Source organism: Candidatus Symbiopectobacterium sp. NZEC127, from assembly GCF_025962675.1.
In the GTDB taxonomy this organism is placed as follows: domain Bacteria; phylum Pseudomonadota; class Gammaproteobacteria; order Enterobacterales; family Enterobacteriaceae; genus Symbiopectobacterium.
In genome coordinates, this window is record NZ_JAGFPG010000002.1 from 48,443 (window position 1) to 66,863 (window position 18,421).

17 protein-coding genes are annotated in these 18,421 nt (G+C 55.0%); 7 read left to right on the forward strand and 10 right to left on the reverse strand.

Going from position 1 to position 18,421, the window contains the following annotated elements:
* Positions 1-57: 57 nt before the first annotated feature.
* Both yhdP and tldD read left to right on the forward strand, forming a co-directional pair.
* The gene (gene yhdP / locus J5069_RS10310) at positions 58-3,882 is read left to right on the forward strand and encodes an AsmA2 domain-containing protein YhdP (RefSeq protein WP_264643830.1); all 3,825 of its coding nucleotides are present in this window, start codon (positions 58-60) and stop codon (positions 3,880-3,882) included.
* Between the two features lie 68 nt (positions 3,883-3,950).
* Positions 3,951-5,396, forward strand: a complete 1,446-nt coding sequence (gene tldD / locus J5069_RS10315; protein WP_264643831.1) for a metalloprotease TldD — start codon at positions 3,951-3,953, stop codon at positions 5,394-5,396.
* A gap of 49 nt (positions 5,397-5,445) precedes the next feature.
* Here the strand turns inward: tldD and J5069_RS10320 are convergent, their stop codons facing one another.
* Positions 5,446-6,306, reverse strand: coding sequence for a hypothetical protein (locus tag J5069_RS10320; RefSeq protein ID WP_264643832.1), 861 nt, complete (start codon positions 6,304-6,306; stop codon positions 5,446-5,448).
* Positions 6,307-6,407: 101 nt separating this feature from the next.
* Positions 6,408-7,337: an HTH-type transcriptional activator AaeR gene (aaeR, locus tag J5069_RS10325; protein ID WP_264643833.1), complete on the reverse strand. Its 930-nt coding sequence runs from the start codon at positions 7,335-7,337 to the stop codon at positions 6,408-6,410.
* A gap of 322 nt (positions 7,338-7,659) precedes the next feature.
* Between aaeR and aaeX the strand changes: the two genes are divergently transcribed.
* Genes aaeX through aaeB form a run of 3 tightly spaced genes read left to right on the forward strand, consistent with a single transcriptional unit; the run spans position 7,660 to position 10,804 of the window.
* The gene (aaeX, locus tag J5069_RS10330; RefSeq protein WP_222159202.1) at positions 7,660-7,863 is read left to right on the forward strand and encodes a p-hydroxybenzoic acid efflux pump operon protein AaeX; all 204 of its coding nucleotides are present in this window, start codon (positions 7,660-7,662) and stop codon (positions 7,861-7,863) included.
* A gap of 7 nt (positions 7,864-7,870) precedes the next feature.
* On the forward strand, positions 7,871-8,833 hold the full coding sequence (gene aaeA, locus J5069_RS10335) for a p-hydroxybenzoic acid efflux pump subunit AaeA (protein WP_264643834.1): 963 nt from the start codon (positions 7,871-7,873) through the stop codon (positions 8,831-8,833).
* 12 nt (positions 8,834-8,845) lie between these two features.
* Positions 8,846-10,804 carry a p-hydroxybenzoic acid efflux pump subunit AaeB gene (gene aaeB, locus J5069_RS10340; RefSeq protein WP_264644358.1) on the forward strand — a complete coding sequence of 653 codons (1,959 nt, stop codon included), beginning with the start codon at positions 8,846-8,848 and terminating at the stop codon, positions 10,802-10,804.
* Between the two features lie 105 nt (positions 10,805-10,909).
* Here aaeB and yjgA read toward each other — a convergent pair whose 3' ends face one another.
* Positions 10,910-11,464: a ribosome biogenesis factor YjgA gene (yjgA, locus tag J5069_RS10345; protein WP_264625264.1), complete on the reverse strand. Its 555-nt coding sequence runs from the start codon at positions 11,462-11,464 to the stop codon at positions 10,910-10,912.
* A gap of 199 nt (positions 11,465-11,663) precedes the next feature.
* Between yjgA and pmbA the strand changes: the two genes are divergently transcribed.
* A complete protein-coding gene (gene pmbA / locus J5069_RS10350; RefSeq protein ID WP_264643835.1) occupies positions 11,664-13,004 on the forward strand; it encodes a metalloprotease PmbA in 1,341 nt (446 codons plus the stop codon).
* 24 nt (positions 13,005-13,028) lie between these two features.
* Positions 13,029-13,355: a hypothetical protein gene (locus J5069_RS10355; RefSeq protein ID WP_264643836.1), complete on the forward strand. Its 327-nt coding sequence runs from the start codon at positions 13,029-13,031 to the stop codon at positions 13,353-13,355.
* Positions 13,356-13,397: 42 nt separating this feature from the next.
* On the opposite strand, the gene rnk is transcribed toward J5069_RS10355, so the two are convergent.
* The 7 genes from rnk to lptB all read right to left on the reverse strand — a co-directional run bounded on the left by rnk (position 13,398) and on the right by lptB (position 18,419).
* A complete protein-coding gene (rnk, locus tag J5069_RS10360) occupies positions 13,398-13,808 on the reverse strand; it encodes a nucleoside diphosphate kinase regulator (RefSeq protein ID WP_264643837.1) in 411 nt (136 codons plus the stop codon).
* Positions 13,809-14,096: 288 nt separating this feature from the next.
* Positions 14,097-14,369 carry a PTS phosphocarrier protein NPr gene (npr, locus tag J5069_RS10365; RefSeq protein ID WP_264643838.1) on the reverse strand — a complete coding sequence of 91 codons (273 nt, stop codon included), beginning with the start codon at positions 14,367-14,369 and terminating at the stop codon, positions 14,097-14,099.
* Positions 14,369-15,220, reverse strand: coding sequence for an RNase adapter RapZ (rapZ, locus tag J5069_RS10370; protein ID WP_195314274.1), 852 nt, complete (start codon positions 15,218-15,220; stop codon positions 14,369-14,371). Before rapZ ends, npr begins: the two co-directional genes overlap by 1 nt.
* 113 nt (positions 15,221-15,333) lie before the next feature.
* Positions 15,334-15,807, reverse strand: coding sequence for a PTS IIA-like nitrogen regulatory protein PtsN (gene ptsN / locus J5069_RS10375; protein WP_264625263.1), 474 nt, complete (start codon positions 15,805-15,807; stop codon positions 15,334-15,336).
* A gap of 90 nt (positions 15,808-15,897) precedes the next feature.
* A complete protein-coding gene (gene hpf, locus J5069_RS10380) occupies positions 15,898-16,185 on the reverse strand; it encodes a ribosome hibernation promoting factor (RefSeq protein WP_195314275.1) in 288 nt (95 codons plus the stop codon).
* A 23-nt stretch (positions 16,186-16,208) separates the two neighbouring features.
* Positions 16,209-17,642 carry an RNA polymerase factor sigma-54 gene (gene rpoN / locus J5069_RS10385; RefSeq protein ID WP_264643839.1) on the reverse strand — a complete coding sequence of 478 codons (1,434 nt, stop codon included), beginning with the start codon at positions 17,640-17,642 and terminating at the stop codon, positions 16,209-16,211.
* Positions 17,643-17,693: 51 nt separating this feature from the next.
* The gene (gene lptB, locus J5069_RS10390) at positions 17,694-18,419 is read right to left on the reverse strand and encodes an LPS export ABC transporter ATP-binding protein (protein ID WP_195314277.1); all 726 of its coding nucleotides are present in this window, start codon (positions 18,417-18,419) and stop codon (positions 17,694-17,696) included.
* Positions 18,420-18,421: the final 2 nt, after the last annotated feature.

Genomic DNA, 18,421 nt, shown 5'->3' on the forward strand with positions numbered 1-18,421 from the left:
TAAAACAAACAGAATGACTTCCCCGCGTCGCCTGCGACGAAGATCAAGGAGAATAGTGTGAGGCGACTGCCCGGCCTACTGCTGATGACGGGCGCCACGATCGTTGTTGTCGTGGCGCTAATCGTCAGTGGTTTACGATTAGCGATGCCGCAGCTCGATCGTTTTCGGCCGCAAATCATGGCGTGGGTGACGTCGACGACCGGCGTATCGGTTGACGCGCAACGCCTTACTGGCAGTTGGGCTTCTTTTGGGCCAACGCTTTCGATCGATGGCCTGACGAGCGAGTCGCCTGCTGCACGCTGGCAGGCAGAGCGCATCACGCTGGCGCTGGATGTGTGGCAGTCATTGCTGCATGCGCGCTGGCAGTTTCGCGATCTGACGTTCCACCGCATGCATCTGACGCTGGATGCTACGCTGACCGGGCAGCGGGCCGACGGTAGCCTGATCGAAACCGATCGTCTTAGTACGCTATTCCTTCAGCAGTTCGATCACTTCGATCTGCGCGACAGCCACCTCTCTTTCCTCACGCCTTCTGGCGATCGTGCTGAGCTTGCCATCCCGCAATTGACCTGGTTGAACCGCAACAACCGGCACCGTGCCGAAGGGCAAATCAGCCTGTCGAGCTTTAATGGGCAGCACGGTGTGGTGCAGGTGCGCATGGATTTGCAGGCTATTCAGGGTCATCTGAATGACGGCACGGTGTACCTCCAGGCTGACAATATTGATATGAAGCCCTGGATCAGCCGGTGGCTAAAAAATAATACCGGGCTGGAGAGTGCCAATTTCAATCTGGCGGCCTGGTTGCAGGTGCGTAGCGGAGCGCTGGTTGCCAGCGATGTCTTTTTGGCCCACGGCACGGCAGCCTGGAAAGAGGGCGACAACACCCATCGTCTGAACGTAGATGAGCTGGCGCTGCACGCCACGCGGCAAGGTGAGGGCTGGCAGGTGGCCGTGCCCGTCTTGAATCTGGCTACGGACGGCATCGCCTGGCCGAAGGGAAGTCTGGCGGCGAGCTGGATACCCGCACCGTCGACAGATCAGCAAGATATGCTGCGGGTGCGTGCCAGTGAGCTCAGTCTGGCGCGTTTGCGCGACTTACTTCCGCTGCTGTCCACGGTCACGCCCGAGCTTAAAACACGCTGGGAGGCGCTGCAACCGGAAGGCCTTCTGACACAACTGGCCCTCGATATTCCGTTAAAACAGCCGGAGAAAAGTCGTTTTCAGGCGGCATGGCGCGATCTGCGCTGGAAAGCGTGGCAATGGTTGCCGGGCGGCGAGAAGCTGGCCGGCACGCTGAGTGGCAGCGTTGAACGCGGGCGCGTCACCTTTGCATTGCCGAAAAGCGTGCTGCCCAGCGGCAATCAGTTCCGTGCCCCGTTTGAGATTCAGCAGGCAACCGGCGCTGTCGACTGGAGCAATGCTGCCGACGGCTGGGAAGTATGGAGTAACGGGCTGAATGTGCAGGCGCGTGCACTACAGGCTCAGGGTGATTTTCAATATCGTCATCCGGTGAGCGGGGAGCCGCGTCTGGATATTCTGGCCGGGATTCGGTTAGCCGATGCCTCTGAAGCCTGGCGTTACTTCCCGGAACCGCTGATGGGCGCGCAGTTGGTCAAGTACCTGACCGGCGCGTTAAAAGGGGGACAGGTCGATAACGCCACGCTGGTTTTTGCCGGTAACCCGTCACATTTCCCCTTTGAGCATAACGAAGGCCAGTTTCAGGTGTGGGTGCCGCTGCGCGCTGCCACCTTTGAATTTGAACCCGGTTGGCCCGCGCTGTCACCGCTGGATATCGATCTCAATTTTGCCAACAACGGCCTGTGGATGTCCGCGCCGTCAACGCAGTTGGGGAACGTCGCTGGCAGAAACATTCTTGCCGCCATCCCTGACTACAGTAAAGAAAAGTTGCTGATTGATGGCGAACTTCAGGGGGATGGGCCCGATGTCGGACACTATTTTGAACAAACGCCGCTCAAGGACAGCGTGGGGAGCGCGTTAAAGCAACTGCAAATTGGCGGGAGCGTCAATGGCACGCTGCACCTCGATATTCCCCTGTCGCATGGCGCGGTGGAGGCCAGTGGTGACATTCAACTCAGTAACAATAGCCTGTATATCAAACCGCTGAACAGCACGCTGAAACAGCTCAACGGGCGCTTCCATTATCGCAATGGCACCCTGAACAGCGATGATATTGCGGCTAACTGGTTAGGGCAGCCCGTCACGTTCAGTTTCAACACCGAAGAGCAGGAAAAGGCCTTTCTGGTGAAGGTGGGACTGAACGGGGAATGGGCACCCGCGCAGTTCCCCGGTCTGCCAAAATCATTGCAAACCGCTCTGTCGGGAACCGCCGCCTGGCGTAGCAATGTGACGGTGAATCTGCCGTATAAAGGCGTTGAGACCTATGAGGTCAGCGTCGATGCTGACCTGAAAAATGTAAGTACTCGCTTACCTGAGCCCTTTAACAAGGCGCAGGGGACGGCGGTGCCGCTCAAGATCGCCGTTAAAGGGGATCTCAAGGGGTTTGCGCTGTCGGGAAATCTGGGAAAATCCGCACAGTTTAACAGCCAGTGGCTGCTGCAAGGTGATGCGCTGACGCTCGCGCGTGCGGTGTGGCAACAAGGTGCCCAAACGCTGCCCGCGCTGCCGGAACAGTCTGAACTGGTGTTGGCGCTGCCCGCGCTGGACGCCGAGCGCTGGTTGGCATTACTGCCTGCCCTGCGTGGCGATACCGCCTTGCGCAAAGGGGCACAAAGCAACCTCCATGTGCCGGAAAGCGTGACACTGCGTACGCCTGCGCTGCAACTGCTCGGTCAGCAGTGGCATGATGTGGTACTCAATAGCCGCAATACGCCGCAGGGCAGTGAAATTCACACTACCGGGCGTGAGATTGATGCTAACTTGACGGTTCCACAAAGCGGCATGTGGCGCGCTGATATTCGCTATCTCTATTACAACCCGCAGTGGAAAGGGGATGAAGCGACCAACCCCGTGGCGCTGGCGGAGAAGAAATCACCGCTTAATGATCCCAGCATCCGCTTTGAAGATTGGCCCGCGTTGCAGCTTGCCTGCCGGGAATGCTGGATTGCCGGGCAGAATCTGGGTCAAATCACGGCGACGCTGCAACCAGAAAAAGATAAGCTGACGCTCAGTGAGGGTGTGATCGATACCGGCAAAGCCAAACTGACCGCCAGCGGCAGTTGGCAGGAGAATGCAGAGGGGGTTCGCACCGCACTCAAAGGGCGTCTGACGGGCGGCACGCTGGAGCAAAATGCCGACTGGTTTGGTATTGATACGCCGCTGCGCGCAGCAACCTTTGATGTTGACTATGATCTCTATTGGCGCGGTTCGCCGTGGGCACCGCATCTGGCGAGTCTGAGCGGTATTCTGCACACACGTATTGGCAAGGGCGACATCGTCAATGCGGGCACCGGCCAGGCGGGACGCTTGCTGAGGCTGGTGAGCTTTGATGCGCTGCTGCGTAAATTGCAGTTTGATTTTAGCGATACCTTCGGCAAAGGCTTCTATTTTGATTCCATCCGCAGCACGGCCTGGATTAAAGACGGCGTGTTGCACACCGACGATCTGCTGGTGGACGGACTGGAAGCGGATATCGCCATGAAGGGCAGTGTCGATCTGGCTAACCGCCAAATTGCCATGGAAGCGGTGATTGCGCCGGAAATATCAGCTACGGTGGGAGTGGCGACCGCCTTTGTGGTCAACCCGGTGATCGGTGCTGCGGTGTTTGCGGCCAGCAAGGTGCTGGCACCGCTCTGGAACAAAATCTCGCTGATTCGCTACCAGATTCATGGCAGCCTGGATCAGCCTACGATTAAGGAAGTCCTGCGTGAGCCGCAAAAAAGTGCGGCGCAGGAACGGCGTTAATCCGCCTGCATAGTGATGGCTCCGTGCCGTTTATTCATCGGTTTCATGTGAACTAAAGTGGAAAAAATATGAGTCTTTCGTTTGTCAGTGAACAGTTACTCACTGCTAACAACTTGAGCCAGCAAGACCTGTTCTCGGTGTTAGAGGTATTGAATGAACGTCGCCTGGATTATGCCGATCTCTATTTTCAATCCAGTTACCATGAATCCTGGGTGCTGGAAGACCGCATCATTAAAGATGGCTCTTACAATATCGATCAAGGGGTCGGTATTCGTGCGGTAAGCGGGGAAAAAACCGGGTTTGCCTATGCGGACCAGATCACGCTCAATGCGCTGCACCAAAGCGCCCAGGCGGCGCGCAGCATCGTGCGCGAGCAGGGCAATGGCCGCGTTCACACGCTGGGGGAAAACGTTCATCGTGCGCTGTATCCGCAGCTCAACCCGCTGGACAGCCTGAGCCGTGAAGATAAACTGGCCCTGCTGCAACGCGCAGACAGCGTGGCGCGCGCGGCTGACACCCGCGTGCAGGAAGTGAGCGTCAGCCTGACCGGCGTCTACGAACACGTGCTGGTGGCGGCAACCGACGGCACGCTGGCGGCCGATGTGCGTCCACTGGTGCGCTTATCGATCAGCGTGCTGGTCGAGCAGGACGGCAAACGTGAACGCGGTGCCAGCGGCGGCGGCGCGCGCGTAGGTTACGACTACTTCTGGCAAGTGGTAGACGGTGAAGCGCGGGTGGAAGCCTGGGCGAAAGAAGCGGTACGTATGGCGCTGGTCAACCTGTCCGCCGTTGCTGCGCCTGCGGGCACCATGCCGGTGGTGCTGGGCGCAGGCTGGCCGGGCGTGCTGCTGCATGAAGCCGTCGGGCACGGGTTGGAAGGGGACTTTAACCGCCGCGGTACGTCGGTGTTCAGCGGGCAGATGGGCAAGCTGGTGGCTTCTGAACTCTGTACCGTGGTGGATGACGGTACGCTGGAAGGACGTCGCGGTTCGCTGGCGATGGATGACGAAGGCGTGGCCGGGCAGTACAACGTGCTGATTGAGAACGGCGTGCTGAAAGGCTATATGCAGGACAAACTCAACGCACGTTTGATGGGCGTAGCACCGACCGGCAATGGTCGCCGTGAGTCTTATGCCCATTTGCCGATGCCGCGCATGACCAACACCTACATGTTGGCAGGTAAATCGACGCCGGAAGAGATTATCGCCAGCGTAGAATACGGCTTATACGCGCCTAACTTTGGCGGCGGTCAGGTGGATATCACCTCTGGCAAGTTTGTCTTCTCAACCTCCGAGGCCTATCTGATTGAAAATGGTAAAGTCACGACGCCGGTTAAAGGGGCAACCCTGATTGGTTCCGGTATCGAAGCCATGCAGCAGATATCCATGGTTGGTAACGATTTGGCATTGGATAAAGGCGTTGGCGTGTGCGGTAAAGAGGGCCAAAGCCTGCCCGTGGGCGTTGGGCAACCGACGCTGAAACTGGATAGCATGACGGTGGGCGGCACGGCGTAAGCCTGTGCCTGAGTCACCGTCACGCTACGATGAAAATGCATGACGGTGACTACTCAATTCCCGGGTGTGAGACGGTAATGTCAGAAATATTGCAATGTCCGTTTATGTCGATATCAATCCGAGCTTTGGCGTATAAACAGGGATATTTAGATTCAGGACACATTGATTGATAAACCTGGTGTTTTTCAGCGTCAAGGTTATTAATGATATGTATTTCAACGGTAATGTTTCCCTGATTTTCTAAAGAAAGAAACAATTTTTTACTGGGGTCGCCGAGCAGTGACATCGCTTTGGCATGCTGATTAATTTGGTTCTTGATATCGATAACGCCAATTTGAGAGAGTGCCACATTTAGCGATTTTTTTTGTTCTTCTGACATTTTATTAATAATCTGTGGCAGCATGTCAACGGCAATGCGTTCATGATGGGTCGAGGTATGACAAAAATACATTTCACTTCTTGGTATGTCTTTTTTTACTTGTTCCAGATGAATGTCTCGTTCGATAAAATATTCTGGAGTGAAGGTCTTGATGTGCTCATTCAGATTGATGCTTTTGCCCGCCGTAGAAATCTCACCCGTGGAAAATAAAGCACCAATAGACAGATTGACGGTAAACGAGGTATCACTTATCGCTGTCGTCGTGTAGGTAAAGGCATCTTTAAACGCGGGTGACACCATGGCTTTTAACTGGTTAAAAGCGTCTATTTTTATAGTGACATCATCATTGTTGATCAATTCAAATAACGCTTTTTTGGCATTTTCTTTATCGGTTCCACAAAACCAGTCTGCAATTTTACCCCAAAGACTTTTTATTTCATTGGGATTTTTTGCATTTTTAATACCTTCTATTTCATTAAGTGAAATCGTTCTTGAAAATAGATTTCCTGAAATATTAAATGCTGTTGTCATAAATGCCCCCCTGGTTAAGGAAAGCACACTATAACAGCAAAAAGGTGAAGGAAATCTATACCAGGTTGTATATTCAGGTTAATGCCGTAGTGTGAAAATAATTATTTTCCCAGTGTTTCTTCCCTATGGCTTTGATAAATCTGTGCAACATTTTTAAAATACTCCGTCATATAATTGATACACAGTTGCACCTTGAGCGGCAAATTATCCTTGCGGGTATACAACGCATACACCGGGCGCGGATCGGAGTGATAGCGACTGAACAGTATTTCCACTTCACCGCGGGCAATTTCATCGATAATCCACATCAATGGGATATAGGCAATACCTGCACCGGTTTTGAGCCAACGTACCAACGTCTGCGGATCGTTAGTGGCAAAGCGGCCCTGCGGCGCGATTTTGGTGGAAATGCCCTCCGGGGCGATCAGTTCGAACTCACTGTCGGCGCGCACGGTGTATTCCAACCAGGAGAAACTTTCCACATCGGAAGGTTTTTCCGGGGTGCCATGCTGAGTCAAATAGCGTTTGGCAGCGCACACCACCATCGGCATCGAGCCGAGACGTTTGGCAAACAGGCTGGAGTCCTGCAAGGCGCCCACGCGGATGACAATATCCAACCCGTCCGCAATCAGATCGGGAGCCGGAATGCCGGTGACCAGATTGACCGAGAGCCCTGGGTATTTCAGCAGCATCTCTGCCGTCATGGCCGCCAGCACGTTTTGCGCCATGGTGGAGGAGCTGCCAATGCGCAGCGTACCGATCGGCGTATTATTGAAAGCATAGAGCTGATCGTGCGCTTCGTGCGCCTCATGCAGCATACGACGGCAGCCGTGGTAGTAGATCTTGCCGCCTTCTGTGAGGCCAATGCTGCGCGTGCTGCGATTGAGCAGCTTGATCTGCAACTCCTCTTCCAGCCGGGTCACCGTTTGGCTGACAGCGGAAACGCTCATGTTCAATTGTCGGGCGGCGGCGGTAAACGAGCCACACTGCACTACGCGCGCAAACACCGACATGCTCTTTAGTCTTTCCATTGTTCACTCTGGCTTAAAAGTGATTTAGATCACACATCGTAGATGAAACGATAATAAACATCCATAATACACCGCATTCGAACGAATCGGGCGGGAAGAGTTCCGGTGTGCTTCGTGCTATTTGTTTCCATCAGGTAACAGGTTGCGTTCGCTTCTACTAAACAACCTGCAATCTCTCTTGATCAGTGTAATGCCCTTCATGCCTTTTAGCATTGGTGGCTGAAAGGTCCGTGTCGTCGTTGGTAATGAACCCTCATGCCTGTGTCTACGGCGACACGGTCGGTATCGTTTATTCGTCAATTGAAATGAAAAGGAATAGAGGATGAGTTCACTCCCGGTGATGGTGCTGTTTGGCCTGTCATTCCCGCCCGTATTCTTTGTGTTGCTGGTATCGCTGGCACTGTTTTTTGTGTTGAACCGTGTTCTACAGCCCACCGGCGTTTATGACGTGGTATGGCATCCGGCGCTGTTTAACACCGCTCTGTTTTGTTGCCTGTTTTATCTGATCTTTCGCTTCTCCCTTTGAGGTCAATGTGAAAACCCTTGCTCTAAAATTTCCTGTTGTCTCGCTGATAACCAAAAAGCTGCTGCGTGTGGGTATCACGCTGTGCGTGCTGCTGCTGGCTGCCGTTGCGCTGCTGCGCGTGTGGGCGTTCTATACCGAATCGCCGTGGACGCGAGACGCGAAGTTCAGCGCAGACGTTGTGGCGATCGCGCCTGATGTCAGCGGTCTGTTGACCGAGGTGTTGGTGCATGACAATCAGCAGGTGAAACAGGGGGATGTGCTTTTTGTGGTCGATCCACCCCGTTTTCAGCAAGCGCAAGCGCAAGCACAGGCGGATGTCGACTACTACCTGGCGCTGGTCACTGAAAAACGGCGTGAGTCCGGGCGACGTACGCGCCTTGGTGTGCAGGCTATGTCGCAAGAAGCTATCGATCAGTCCGGCAGCGCGCTGGAAACCGCGCAGCATCAGCTAGCCAAGGCACAAGCGACGCTGGCGCTGGCGAAGCTGGATCTGGAGCGTACCGTGATTCGCGCACCGGCGGACGGTTGGGTCACCAACCTCAACGTGCAGCGCGGTGAATACATTACGCGCGGCGCAACCGCCGTGGCGTTGGTGAAAAAGGGCTCGTTCTATCTGGTGGCCTATATGGAAGAGACCAAGCTGGCGAGCGTTCACGCGGGCGATCGGGTCGAGATAACGCCGCTGGGTAGCGATCGGTTGTTTTACGGTACGGTCGACAGCGTGGCGGCGGCGATCACCAACAGCAGCGCCAACGTAGACAGTAAAGGGCTGGCGACCGTGGATGCCAATCTGGAATGGGTGCGGCTGGCGCAGCGCGTGCCGGTAAGAATCCATCTGGATCAACAGCGTGATCTTCCTTATCCGGCGGGCACAACGGCCACCGTGGTGATCGCGCAGGCCGACGCCCCGCAAAACAAGCAGCCTTCTCCGTTGGTTCGCTTGCTCTATCGGCTGCGTGAGTTTGGCTAAGGCGAACTCATGATGAAAATGCCTGCTTTTCCCCACTGGCGTTTTGCCTGCAAACTCAGCGTTGCCGTCGTGCTGTCGCTGTTTCTCGGTTTCCACTTTCAGTTGGAAACACCGCGTTGGTCAGTGCTCACTGCGGCCATCGTTGCTGCTGGCCCTGCGTTTGCCGCCGGTGGCGATCCCTTTTCCGGGGCGATTCGGCATCGCGGGATATTGCGCATTGTAGGCACCTTTATCGGATGTATCGGTGCGCTGGTGATTATCATCGCCACCATTCGTGCCCCTGTGGTGATGCTGCTGCTGTGCTGCATCTGGGCGGGATTCTGCACCTGGATTTCATCGCTGGTTAAGGTAGAAAACGCCTACGTATGGGGATTGGCGGGCTATACCGCATTGATTATCATCGTCTCTACCCAGAGTGCGCCATTGCTGACGCCACAGTTCGCCGTTGAACGCTGTAGCGAAATTGTTTTGGGCATTGTCTGTGCCATTGTGGCCGATTTGCTGTTCACTCCGCGTTCCATCAAACACCATATCGACAGCAGTCTGGAAGGGCTGCTGGTGGATCACTATCGCCTGCTGCAACTGTGTATCCGTGGCGCAACGCGCGAAGAGCTTGACGTGGCCTGGCATGGGCTGGTGCGTAAAAGCACCGCGTTGGGCGGCATGGGCAACCCGCTGCTGCTGGAATCGGCGCGCTGGCAAAATAGCCACCGGCGCATCAACGCGCTGCTGGCGCAATCCTTTACCCTGATAACTCAGGCGTGTGAGACCTATCTGGTGCTACAGGATAAACCGGAGCCGCTCAGAACCAGCCTGGCATTGCTGATTGATGCGCCGGTAGACTCGATGGCCGATGTGCGTAAGCGGGTGAAACAGCTGCGCCATGCGATTGCCGCCGGTGAGCGCAAGACCGTGCCGCCGACGCTGATTGGCTGGGTGGGGGCGGCAACGCGCTATCTGCTGCTGGCAAAAGGGATTCAGACCAACGCTCGTCTGACGCAGGTTGAGGGTGAACTGCTGCGTGATGAAGTGATGGTGAAAGCGGCGTCCGCTGAGCGTCATCATGCGATGATCAACGGCTGGCGCACCGGCGTGGCGACGGCGGTGGGGTGTTTATTTTGGCTCATCACCGGTTGGACCTCAGGCAGCGCCTGCATGGTGATGATTGCCGTGGTGACGGCGCTGGCGATGCGCCTGCCCAATCCGAAACGCATGGCGGTCGATTTCCTGGTCGGCACGGTCTACGCCTTGCCGTTGGGATCGCTGCTGTTCATGTTTGTGTTGCCCTCCACGCAGCAAAGCATGCTGCTGCTGTGCCTCAGCCTGGGCATTATGGCCTTCATTATCGGCATTGAGGTACAAAAGCGGCGTATGGGATCGCTGGGGGCGCTGGCCAGTACCATCAATATTTTGGTGCTGGATAACCCGATGACGTTTAATCTCAGCCACTTTCTGGACAGCGCAATTGGGCAGGTTATCGGCTGTTTGCTGGCGTGGCTGGTTATCTTGTTGATTCGCGATAATTCGCGTGCGCGTACCGGACAGACGCTACTTAACCGCTTTGTTTACAGTGCGATATCGGCACTGACCACCAACCCCAGCAAACGGCGTGAGAACCATTTGCCCGCGCTCTATCAGCAGCTCTATCTGCTGCTGACCCTGTTTCCTAACGACATTGCCAAATACCGTCTGGCGCTGTCACTGATCATTCTGCATCAGCGCATGCGGAATCTGCCGCTGCCGATGGATAGCGAACTGTCGGCGTTTCATCGTCGTCTTCGTCAGGCGGCAGAGCAGGTTAGCGATGCGCGACGAGAGATTTCCCGCCGTCACGCTTTTACTCAGTTGCTGACGTTATTGGATGAGTATCAGGTTGCGCTATGCCAGCGCCAGATAGCGCCGGAGATTGGTGCATCGGTCGGGCGTATCACGGAGATACTGCACCGTTATCAGCATGCGTTGGTGGAGTAACGCCGAGGGCGACTCCACCACGAGGTGATTTACCATAGGGCAATTTACCTCAAGGGCTATTTACCTTAAGGGCTATTTACCTTAAGGGTTATCTACCTCAAGGGGCTAGGCCTGATCTTCAGCCAGTTCGCGCAGATACTGGAAAATTTGGCGGTAAGACTTGGGCGGCTTGTTCGCGGCTTTTTCTTTCTGCGCATTGCGCACCAGTGAGCGCAACTGCTGGCGATCGGCGTTCGGGTAGAGCCCAAGGATATCAGGGATGGCATCATCCCCTTCCTCAATCAGCCTGTCGCGCAGTTGTTCCAGTTTGTGAAACAGGGCGACCTGCTGGTTGTGGCGGTTCTTCAACTTATCCAGTGCGATTTGAATCGGCTCCGGATCGCGGGCGCGCAGCATCTTACCGATCAGTTGTACCTGACGGCGACGACCCTCTTTTTTGATGCGCTGCGCCAGCTCAACCGCAGCACGCAGATCGTCATCCAGCGGGATGCGCTCCAGCGCATTTTTACCGAGCTCAATCAGCTCGACGCCAAGATCTTTCAGCGCTTCTGCATCGCGTTTGATTTCGCTTTTGCTGACCCAGATGATCTCATCGTCTTCATCATCTTCGGCGTGCGGGTCCGGTACGTCGTCCAGCCACTCTTCAGGGTGTTTGTTCATTATCTCTTTCCGTAACAATTCGGGCATGTGACGCGGTTAACGCCATAAAAAAGACGCCGATCCTAACAGGTTTGGGCTTTTTGCGAAATTATCCTGATATCCTGTTAGACTCAAGCATACACCTTTAGGCGCAGAAGAGGGGCAAGGCAGACGCCATTTCCCGGCTTCTGAACGGCTTTTAACTCAGTATGGCAGAACGATGACAATAATCACTCAGGTTGCAGAACAGCGTAAAGCATTGGAGCAGGCAGTTGCACAGGCGTTGGAGCTGGCGCGTGCTGGTTCAGATGCGGCAGAGGTGGCCATTTCCAAAACCACAGGGATCAGCGTCAGTACGCGCTACGGCGAGGTTGAAAATGTGGAATTCAACAGCGATGGCGCGTTGGGAATTACCGTATACCATCAGCAGCGTAAAGGCAGTGCGTCATCGACCGACTTGAGCCCGGCGGCCATTGCACGCACCGTGCAGGCTGCGCTGGATATTGCCCGTTATACCTCACCCGATCCCTTTTCTGGCCCGGCAGAACAAGAACTGCTGGCGTTTGATGCACCCGATCTCGATCTGTTTCATCCTGCCGCGTTGGATGCGGAAAAAGGCATTGAGCTGGCCGCTCGCGCCGAGCAGGCGGCGCTCAACGTCGATTCGCGCATTACCAATACCGAAGGGGGCAGCTTCAACAGCCACTACGGCATCAAAGTGTTTGGCAACAGCCACGGTATGCTGCAAAGCTATCTGTCGAGCCGCCACTCGATGTCGAGCTGTGTGATTGCCGAAGTGAACGGCGATATGGAGCGCGATTACGCCTACACCGTCGGGCGTGCGCTGGACGATCTGCAAAGCCCGGAATGGGTGGGTGAAGAGTGCGCTCGCCGCACGCTCTCGCGTTTATCACCGCGCAAGCTGCCAACCATGGAAGCACCGGTGATGTTTGCCGCCGAAGTGGCTACCGGGCTGTTCGGCCATTTGGTGGGGGCGATCAGCGGCGGTAACGTGTACCGCAAATCGACCTTCCTGCTCGATAAGTTGGGCCAGCAGATCCTGCCGGACTGGCTCACCATCGAAGAACTGCCGCATTTGCGCAAAGGGCTGGCGTCTACCCCGTTCGACAGTGAAGGGGTTCGTACCTCGCAGCGGGACATCGTTAAAGACGGTGTGTTGCAAACCTGGCTGTTGACCAGCTACGCCGCGCGTAAACTCGGCATGAAGAGCACCGGTCACGCTGGCGGCATTCACAACTGGCGTATCGCGGGCCAGGGGCTAAATTTCCAGCAGATGCTCAAGCAGATGGATAAAGGCCTGCTGGTGACCGAGCTGATGGGACAGGGCGTGAGTGCGGTAACGGGCGATTACTCGCGCGGGGCGTCAGGCTTCTGGGTGGAAAATGGTGAAATTCAGTATCCGGTGAGCGAAATCACCATCGCCGGTAACCTGAAAACCATGCTGCGCGACATGGTGACGCTGGGGGATGACATTGAAACCCGCAGCAATATCCAGTGCGGTTCGGCGCTGCTGCCGAGCATGAAGATCGCCGGGATGTAATCAGGCGTATACGGATACAACGGCATGTCTAGGGAGCAGGGAATGCCCGACAGCGCGTTTGATGGCGATCTCGCACAGCAACTCGCGCAGGATAAAACTGATTTTCGCAAGCGGCTGGCGCTGGTGGCGCATTTGCGTGTCGAGCCGGATCCGCGCAGTCTGGTGATTTTGCGCGACATGATGCAGCGGGATTTCGTTTTTGATGTGCGCTGGGCTGCCTGGGAAGCATTGACGGCCAAAGGGGAATCGCCCACCGAACCGCGTAAGAAAGCAGGCCATCTGATGTCACGCATTTGGTGGCAAGGTTTGGGGGATAAACTGACGAACTGGTGGCTGCTGTGGCCGTTTTGACGCAATCATGACTGCCCTGAAATCAGGGCAGTGGGCGCGTGCTTAGCGACGATATTCGCCAGCGGCCTCAGGCTGATAGAGCAATTCCAGTACTTCCACGCGCGTTTCTGTACCGTTATGCAACTGCCAGGTAATGGTATTCCCAACGCGCAGACCCAGCAGGGCTGCGCCGAGCGGCGCCATAACAGAAAGTTGTTCCTTGCTGTCCTGCATGGCGGCAGGATAAACCAGTGTTCGAGTGTGCTCTTCGTTAGTGTTTAAATCGCGAAAGCGTACCCGACTGTTCATAGTGACGACATCTGACGGGATGTCCTCTGAAGGCAAGATCTCGGCACGATCCAGCTCCTCATTCAACGCTTGTGCAATCGGTGTGCCCGCAAACGCGGGTTGTTCCAACAGCCGATCCAGGCGTTCCGCATCCAGTTCGCTAATAGTCAGGTTAGGTTTCGTCATACTCCTCTCCAATAGGTTGGTAAAACACAACTCCCGATAAAACGCATAGCGGTAACAAACAACGTTACGTCATGACAGTAAAATCAAGGTTCATAGGGATATAAACACGTGCTGCATATATGAAAAAACAATATCAAGAGAAAAAGTCTACCGCATTTATAAAGCAACACCCCCGCGCCAGTGACGCGGGGGTGTTGATAAAAATGAGAGATAACTTGTAACGAAGTTATACCATAAGGCAGCGTTATTACCTATGGCATTGTCGATTTTTGGGATTATTGTCGCGTGTTACTCTTCGTCAAACCCGGCTTCGAACAACTCAACCACCGCCGCCAGTGCGGCGGTTTCATCGGTGCCGCTGGCTTCCACTTCAATGTGCTTACCCTGGGCTGAATCCAGCATGATCATGGCGATCACGCTGCTGGCTTCGGCCTCAACGCCGCTTTCATTACGCAGCATCACTTCGGCATCAAAGCTTTGCACCAGTTCAAACAGCTTCATCGCCGGGCGGGCGTGCATACCGAGCTTATTCTTGACGATGACGGTGTGTTTGACGGCCATTATTTGCGTTTTTCCAGCGTGCGGTGGCGGGACTGTACGTTTTTTCCGCGCGAGCGAAAATAGTCTGCCAGTTGCTCAGCCACATAGACGGAACGGTGCTTGCCGCCGGTACAGCCAATAGCCACCGTCAGGTAGCTGCGGTTGTTGGTTTCCAGCATGGGCAGCCACAGTTCCAGATAGCTGCGCGTCTGGTAAATAAAATTGTGTACTTCCGTATGGCGATCGAGGAACGCGGCAACCGGCTTGTCCAGCCCGGTCATCGGACGTAATTTCGGATCCCAGTGGGGGTTAGGCAGGAAGCGCACATCGAACACGTAATCCGCATCGATAGGAATGCCGTGCTTGTAACCAAAGGATTCGAACACCATGGTCAGTTCACGCTCGCGTTTGCCCAGCAGCCGGGTACGCAGCATTTCCGCCAGTTCATGCACTGACATTTCTGAGGTATCGATGATCAGATCGGCGCGAGAACGCAACGGTTCCAGCAAATCGTTCTCTTCATCGATGGCGCTTTCCAGCGAGAGATTTTTGCTGGAAAGGGGGTGCAAACGGCGTGTGTCGCTGTAACGGCGAATCAGAGTGTTGCGATCGGCATCCAGAAACAGCAGTTGCGGCGCAAAACTGGGCGGCAGCTGATCCATGGCGTGCTCGAAGATTTCCGGCGATTCTGGCATATTGCGCACGTCAATGCTGACCGCTGCCGAGATATCGCGTTGTGCCAGCGTGTTTGCCAGTTCCGGCAGCAACACCACGGGCAGGTTGTCCACGCAATAAAACCCCATATCTTCCAGGGCGCGCAGGGCCACAGATTTTCCTGAACCTGAGCGACCACTGACAATCATCAGCACCATCCGACGACTCCCCTCCGGCTATTGCCTTCTTTTGTTACACCCTGACCGAGTGATTCATCTGTGACGCACATCGTAGCGCGAATGTCTGAATGTCGCGCGTTTTCTACCGGGGATTAATCCCCTTCAATCATAATTTGGTACAGCTCTTCGTCACTCTGCGCGGCCCGTAAACGCCGACACACACTTTTGTCAGCCAGGCGTTTGGCGACAAGTGATAGCGTATGTAGATGGGTTTTACATTGTTCTGCGGGAACCAGCAAGGCAAAAAGCAAGTCTACCCCTTGATTATCAATAGCATCAAAGGATATCGGCTGTTCAAGTTGGATAAAGACCCCGGTGGCACCCAAGGCGTTATCATCATCGAGTTTTCCGTGTGGGATCGCGATACCGCCGCCAATACCGGTACTGCCCATTCTCTCACGCGTCAGCAATGCCTCGAAGATCAGCGGCGTCGGCAGGTTTAACTGCCTGGCTGCCAATTCGCTGATGATTTCCAACGCCCGTTTCTTGCTTTGGCAATGAACGGTGCTGCGGGTGCACTCTTGGCGTAATACCGCGCTGAGTTGCAAAATGGGATCGTTATTCATGGTGTTTTCACTTAACGGCCCGCTCATCTCTTCACGCCTCTGACGCTGTGCCAGAGGCGTATTCCCTGCGCCCTGAGGCGGAGATGACGATCAGTGCTGTTTGAGTTTGTCCTTGTGTTTATTTAACTGACGCGCCAGTTTGTCGATCAACAGATCGATGGCGGCATACATGTCTTCAGATTCGGATGTGGCATGCAGTTCACCGCCATTAACGAACAGAGTAGCATCGGCAATCTGCTCCACTTTCTCCACCTTGAGCACCACGTTGATCTGGTTGATGCGATCAAAGTATTGCTCCAGCTTGGCAAATTTTGTGTTAACGAACTCGCGTAATGCGGGTGTGATTTCGATGTGGTGTCCGGTGATATTCAGCTGCATAGCGTCTTCCTTCTCTGTAGAAATCAAACCAACTGCTTACGCTGGTTTGACGGCGGGATGGATAAAGACTCTCGGTACTTTGCCACGGTACGCCGCGCGACAATGATTCCCTGATCGGAAAGCAGCGTTGTCAGCTTGCTGTCGCTCAAGGGTTTGCCGGGGTTTTCCGCCGCGATCAATTTTTTCACCAGCGCCCGAATGGCAGTGGATGACGCCTCACCGCCGCTGTCGGTATTTACATGGCTGGAGAAGAAATATTTTAGTTCGAAAATGCCACGTGGGCTGTGAAGAAATTTCTGGGTTGTGACGCGTGAGATAGTGGATTCATGCATATCCACAGCCTGAGCGATATCCGCCAGCACCATGGGTTTCATAAACTCTTCCCCTTTCTCAAAGAAATCCTGCTGTTGTTCCACAATGCAGCGTGTGACCTTGAGCAGCGTATCGTTGCGGCTCTCCAGGCTTTTTATCAGCCAGCGCGCCTCTTGCAGGTGGCTGCGGATAAACTGGCTGTCACTGTCGTTACGCGCGCTGTGGCCCAGTGCGGCATACTGCTGGTTGACTTGCAGGCGCGGCACGCTGTCGGTATTGAGTTCCACCACCCAGCGATCTTGATGTTTACGCACCAGCACGTCGGGGATCACATACTCCGACTCGCCGGTATTGATCGATTGCCCCGGACGCGGATCGAGTGACTGAATCAACGCCAGCGCCTCTTTCAGCGCATCCTCTTTGATCCGGCTTGCGCGGATCAGTGCACGAAAATCATGGTTGGCCAGAAGGTCGAGGTATTCGTTGACGATAAGCTTGGCTTCCGCCAGCCACGGGGTTTCGGGGGCAAACTGAGACAGTTGGACTTGCAGGCAATCGCGCAAATCACGCGCTGCCACGCCGACCGGGTCAAAACGTTGCACGCGTTTTAACACCGCTTCCACTTCCTCAATCGTCAGGTCATCGTCGCCAATGCTTTCGAGGATGTCTTCCAGCGGAACGGTCAGATAGCCGGTGGTGTCCACCGCATCAACAATCGAGGTAGCGATGGCCGCATCGGTGTCGGAAAACGGCGTCAACTCCACCTGCCACATCAGGTAATCCTGCAACGTTTGCGTGGTTTCACCCTGATAGACCGGCAGTTCTTCATCGCGGTAATCGGTGCCGGTGCCCGAGGGCGTGCCTGCGGAGTAGATTTCATCCCAGGTGGCGTCCAGCGGCAGCTCTTCCGGCATGTCTTTCTGCTCAAGGGCTTCGCATGTGTCTAGTGATTCACTGTCGCTCGTTTCCTGAGCATCGATTTCATCGTGGCTGTCGGTTTGTTCAAGCAACGGGTTGCTTTCCAGCGCTTGTTGGATTTCCTGCTGGAGTTCAAGCGTAGACAACTGAAGCAGACGAATCGCCTGCTGAAGTTGTGGCGTCATGGCCAGTTGTTGACTTAGCCTGAGTTGCAAACCTTGCTTCATAACTCGTGTCACTTTCCCTTAAATGGAACGCCCATTGCAAACGTTACAGTATCAAAGTCGGAAGCCTTCGCCCAGATAGACGCGTTTCACCTGCTCATCCGCCAGGATTTCGCTGGGTGAGCCGTGGGAAATCAGCTGTCCCTGACTGACGATATAGGCGCGTTCGCACACGTCCAACGTTTCACGCACGTTGTGATCGGTAATCAGTACGCCCAGGCCGCTGTCTCGCAGATGCTCAATGATTTTTTTTATGTCGAGCACCGAAATTGGATCGACACCGGCAAACGGTTCATCCAGCAAAATGAATTTGGGATTGGCCGCCAGTGCGCGGGCGATCTCTACGCGACGACGTTCGCCGCCGGACAGTGATTGTCCCAGACTATCGCGTAAATGAATAATATGGAATTCTTCCATTAACTCATTGGCGCGATCGTCCTGCTGCTCCGGCGTCAGGTCTTTGCGAATCTGCAAGACGGCCATCAGGTTGTCATAGACGCTCAAACGGCGAAAAATCGAGGCTTCCTGCGGCAGATAGCCGATACCGCGGCGTGCGCGTTCATGCAACGGCAGCAAGCTTATCTCTTCATCATCAATCACGATCCGCCCGGAATCGCGCTGGACAATGCCGACAACCATATAGAATGTCGTGGTTTTTCCCGCACCATTCGGCCCGAGCAACCCGACGATTTCACCGGAGTTGACCGTTAAACTTACGTTTTCGACCACGCGACGGCCCTTGTAGGCCTTCGCCAGGTTTTCTGCGATTAATGTTGCCATAG

What these genes read in the sequence shown, in the direction of transcription:
- rpoN (WP_264643839.1), bottom strand. Translation starts at nt 17,642, where the DNA reads ATGAAGCAAGGTTTGCAACTCAGGCTAAGTCAACAACTGGCCATGACG.
- rapZ (WP_195314274.1), bottom strand. Translation starts at nt 15,220, where the DNA reads ATGGTGCTGATGATTGTCAGTGGTCGCTCAGGTTCAGGAAAATCTGTG.
- aaeR (WP_264643833.1), bottom strand. Translation starts at nt 7,337, where the DNA reads ATGGAAAGACTAAAGAGCATGTCGGTGTTTGCGCGCGTAGTGCAGTGT.
- J5069_RS10355 (WP_264643836.1), top strand. Translation starts at nt 13,029, where the DNA reads ATGTCTAGGGAGCAGGGAATGCCCGACAGCGCGTTTGATGGCGATCTC.
- tldD (WP_264643831.1), top strand. Translation starts at nt 3,951, where the DNA reads ATGAGTCTTTCGTTTGTCAGTGAACAGTTACTCACTGCTAACAACTTG.
- J5069_RS10320 (WP_264643832.1), bottom strand. Translation starts at nt 6,306, where the DNA reads ATGACAACAGCATTTAATATTTCAGGAAATCTATTTTCAAGAACGATT.
- lptB (WP_195314277.1), bottom strand. Translation starts at nt 18,419, where the DNA reads ATGGCAACATTAATCGCAGAAAACCTGGCGAAGGCCTACAAGGGCCGT.
- rnk (WP_264643837.1), bottom strand. Translation starts at nt 13,808, where the DNA reads ATGACGAAACCTAACCTGACTATTAGCGAACTGGATGCGGAACGCCTG.
- hpf (WP_195314275.1), bottom strand. Translation starts at nt 16,185, where the DNA reads ATGCAGCTGAATATCACCGGACACCACATCGAAATCACACCCGCATTA.
- npr (WP_264643838.1), bottom strand. Translation starts at nt 14,369, where the DNA reads ATGGCCGTCAAACACACCGTCATCGTCAAGAATAAGCTCGGTATGCAC.
- yjgA (WP_264625264.1), bottom strand. Translation starts at nt 11,464, where the DNA reads ATGAACAAACACCCTGAAGAGTGGCTGGACGACGTACCGGACCCGCAC.
- aaeB (WP_264644358.1), top strand. Translation starts at nt 8,846, where the DNA reads ATGAAAATGCCTGCTTTTCCCCACTGGCGTTTTGCCTGCAAACTCAGC.
- aaeX (WP_222159202.1), top strand. Translation starts at nt 7,660, where the DNA reads ATGAGTTCACTCCCGGTGATGGTGCTGTTTGGCCTGTCATTCCCGCCC.
- ptsN (WP_264625263.1), bottom strand. Translation starts at nt 15,807, where the DNA reads ATGAATAACGATCCCATTTTGCAACTCAGCGCGGTATTACGCCAAGAG.
- pmbA (WP_264643835.1), top strand. Translation starts at nt 11,664, where the DNA reads ATGACAATAATCACTCAGGTTGCAGAACAGCGTAAAGCATTGGAGCAG.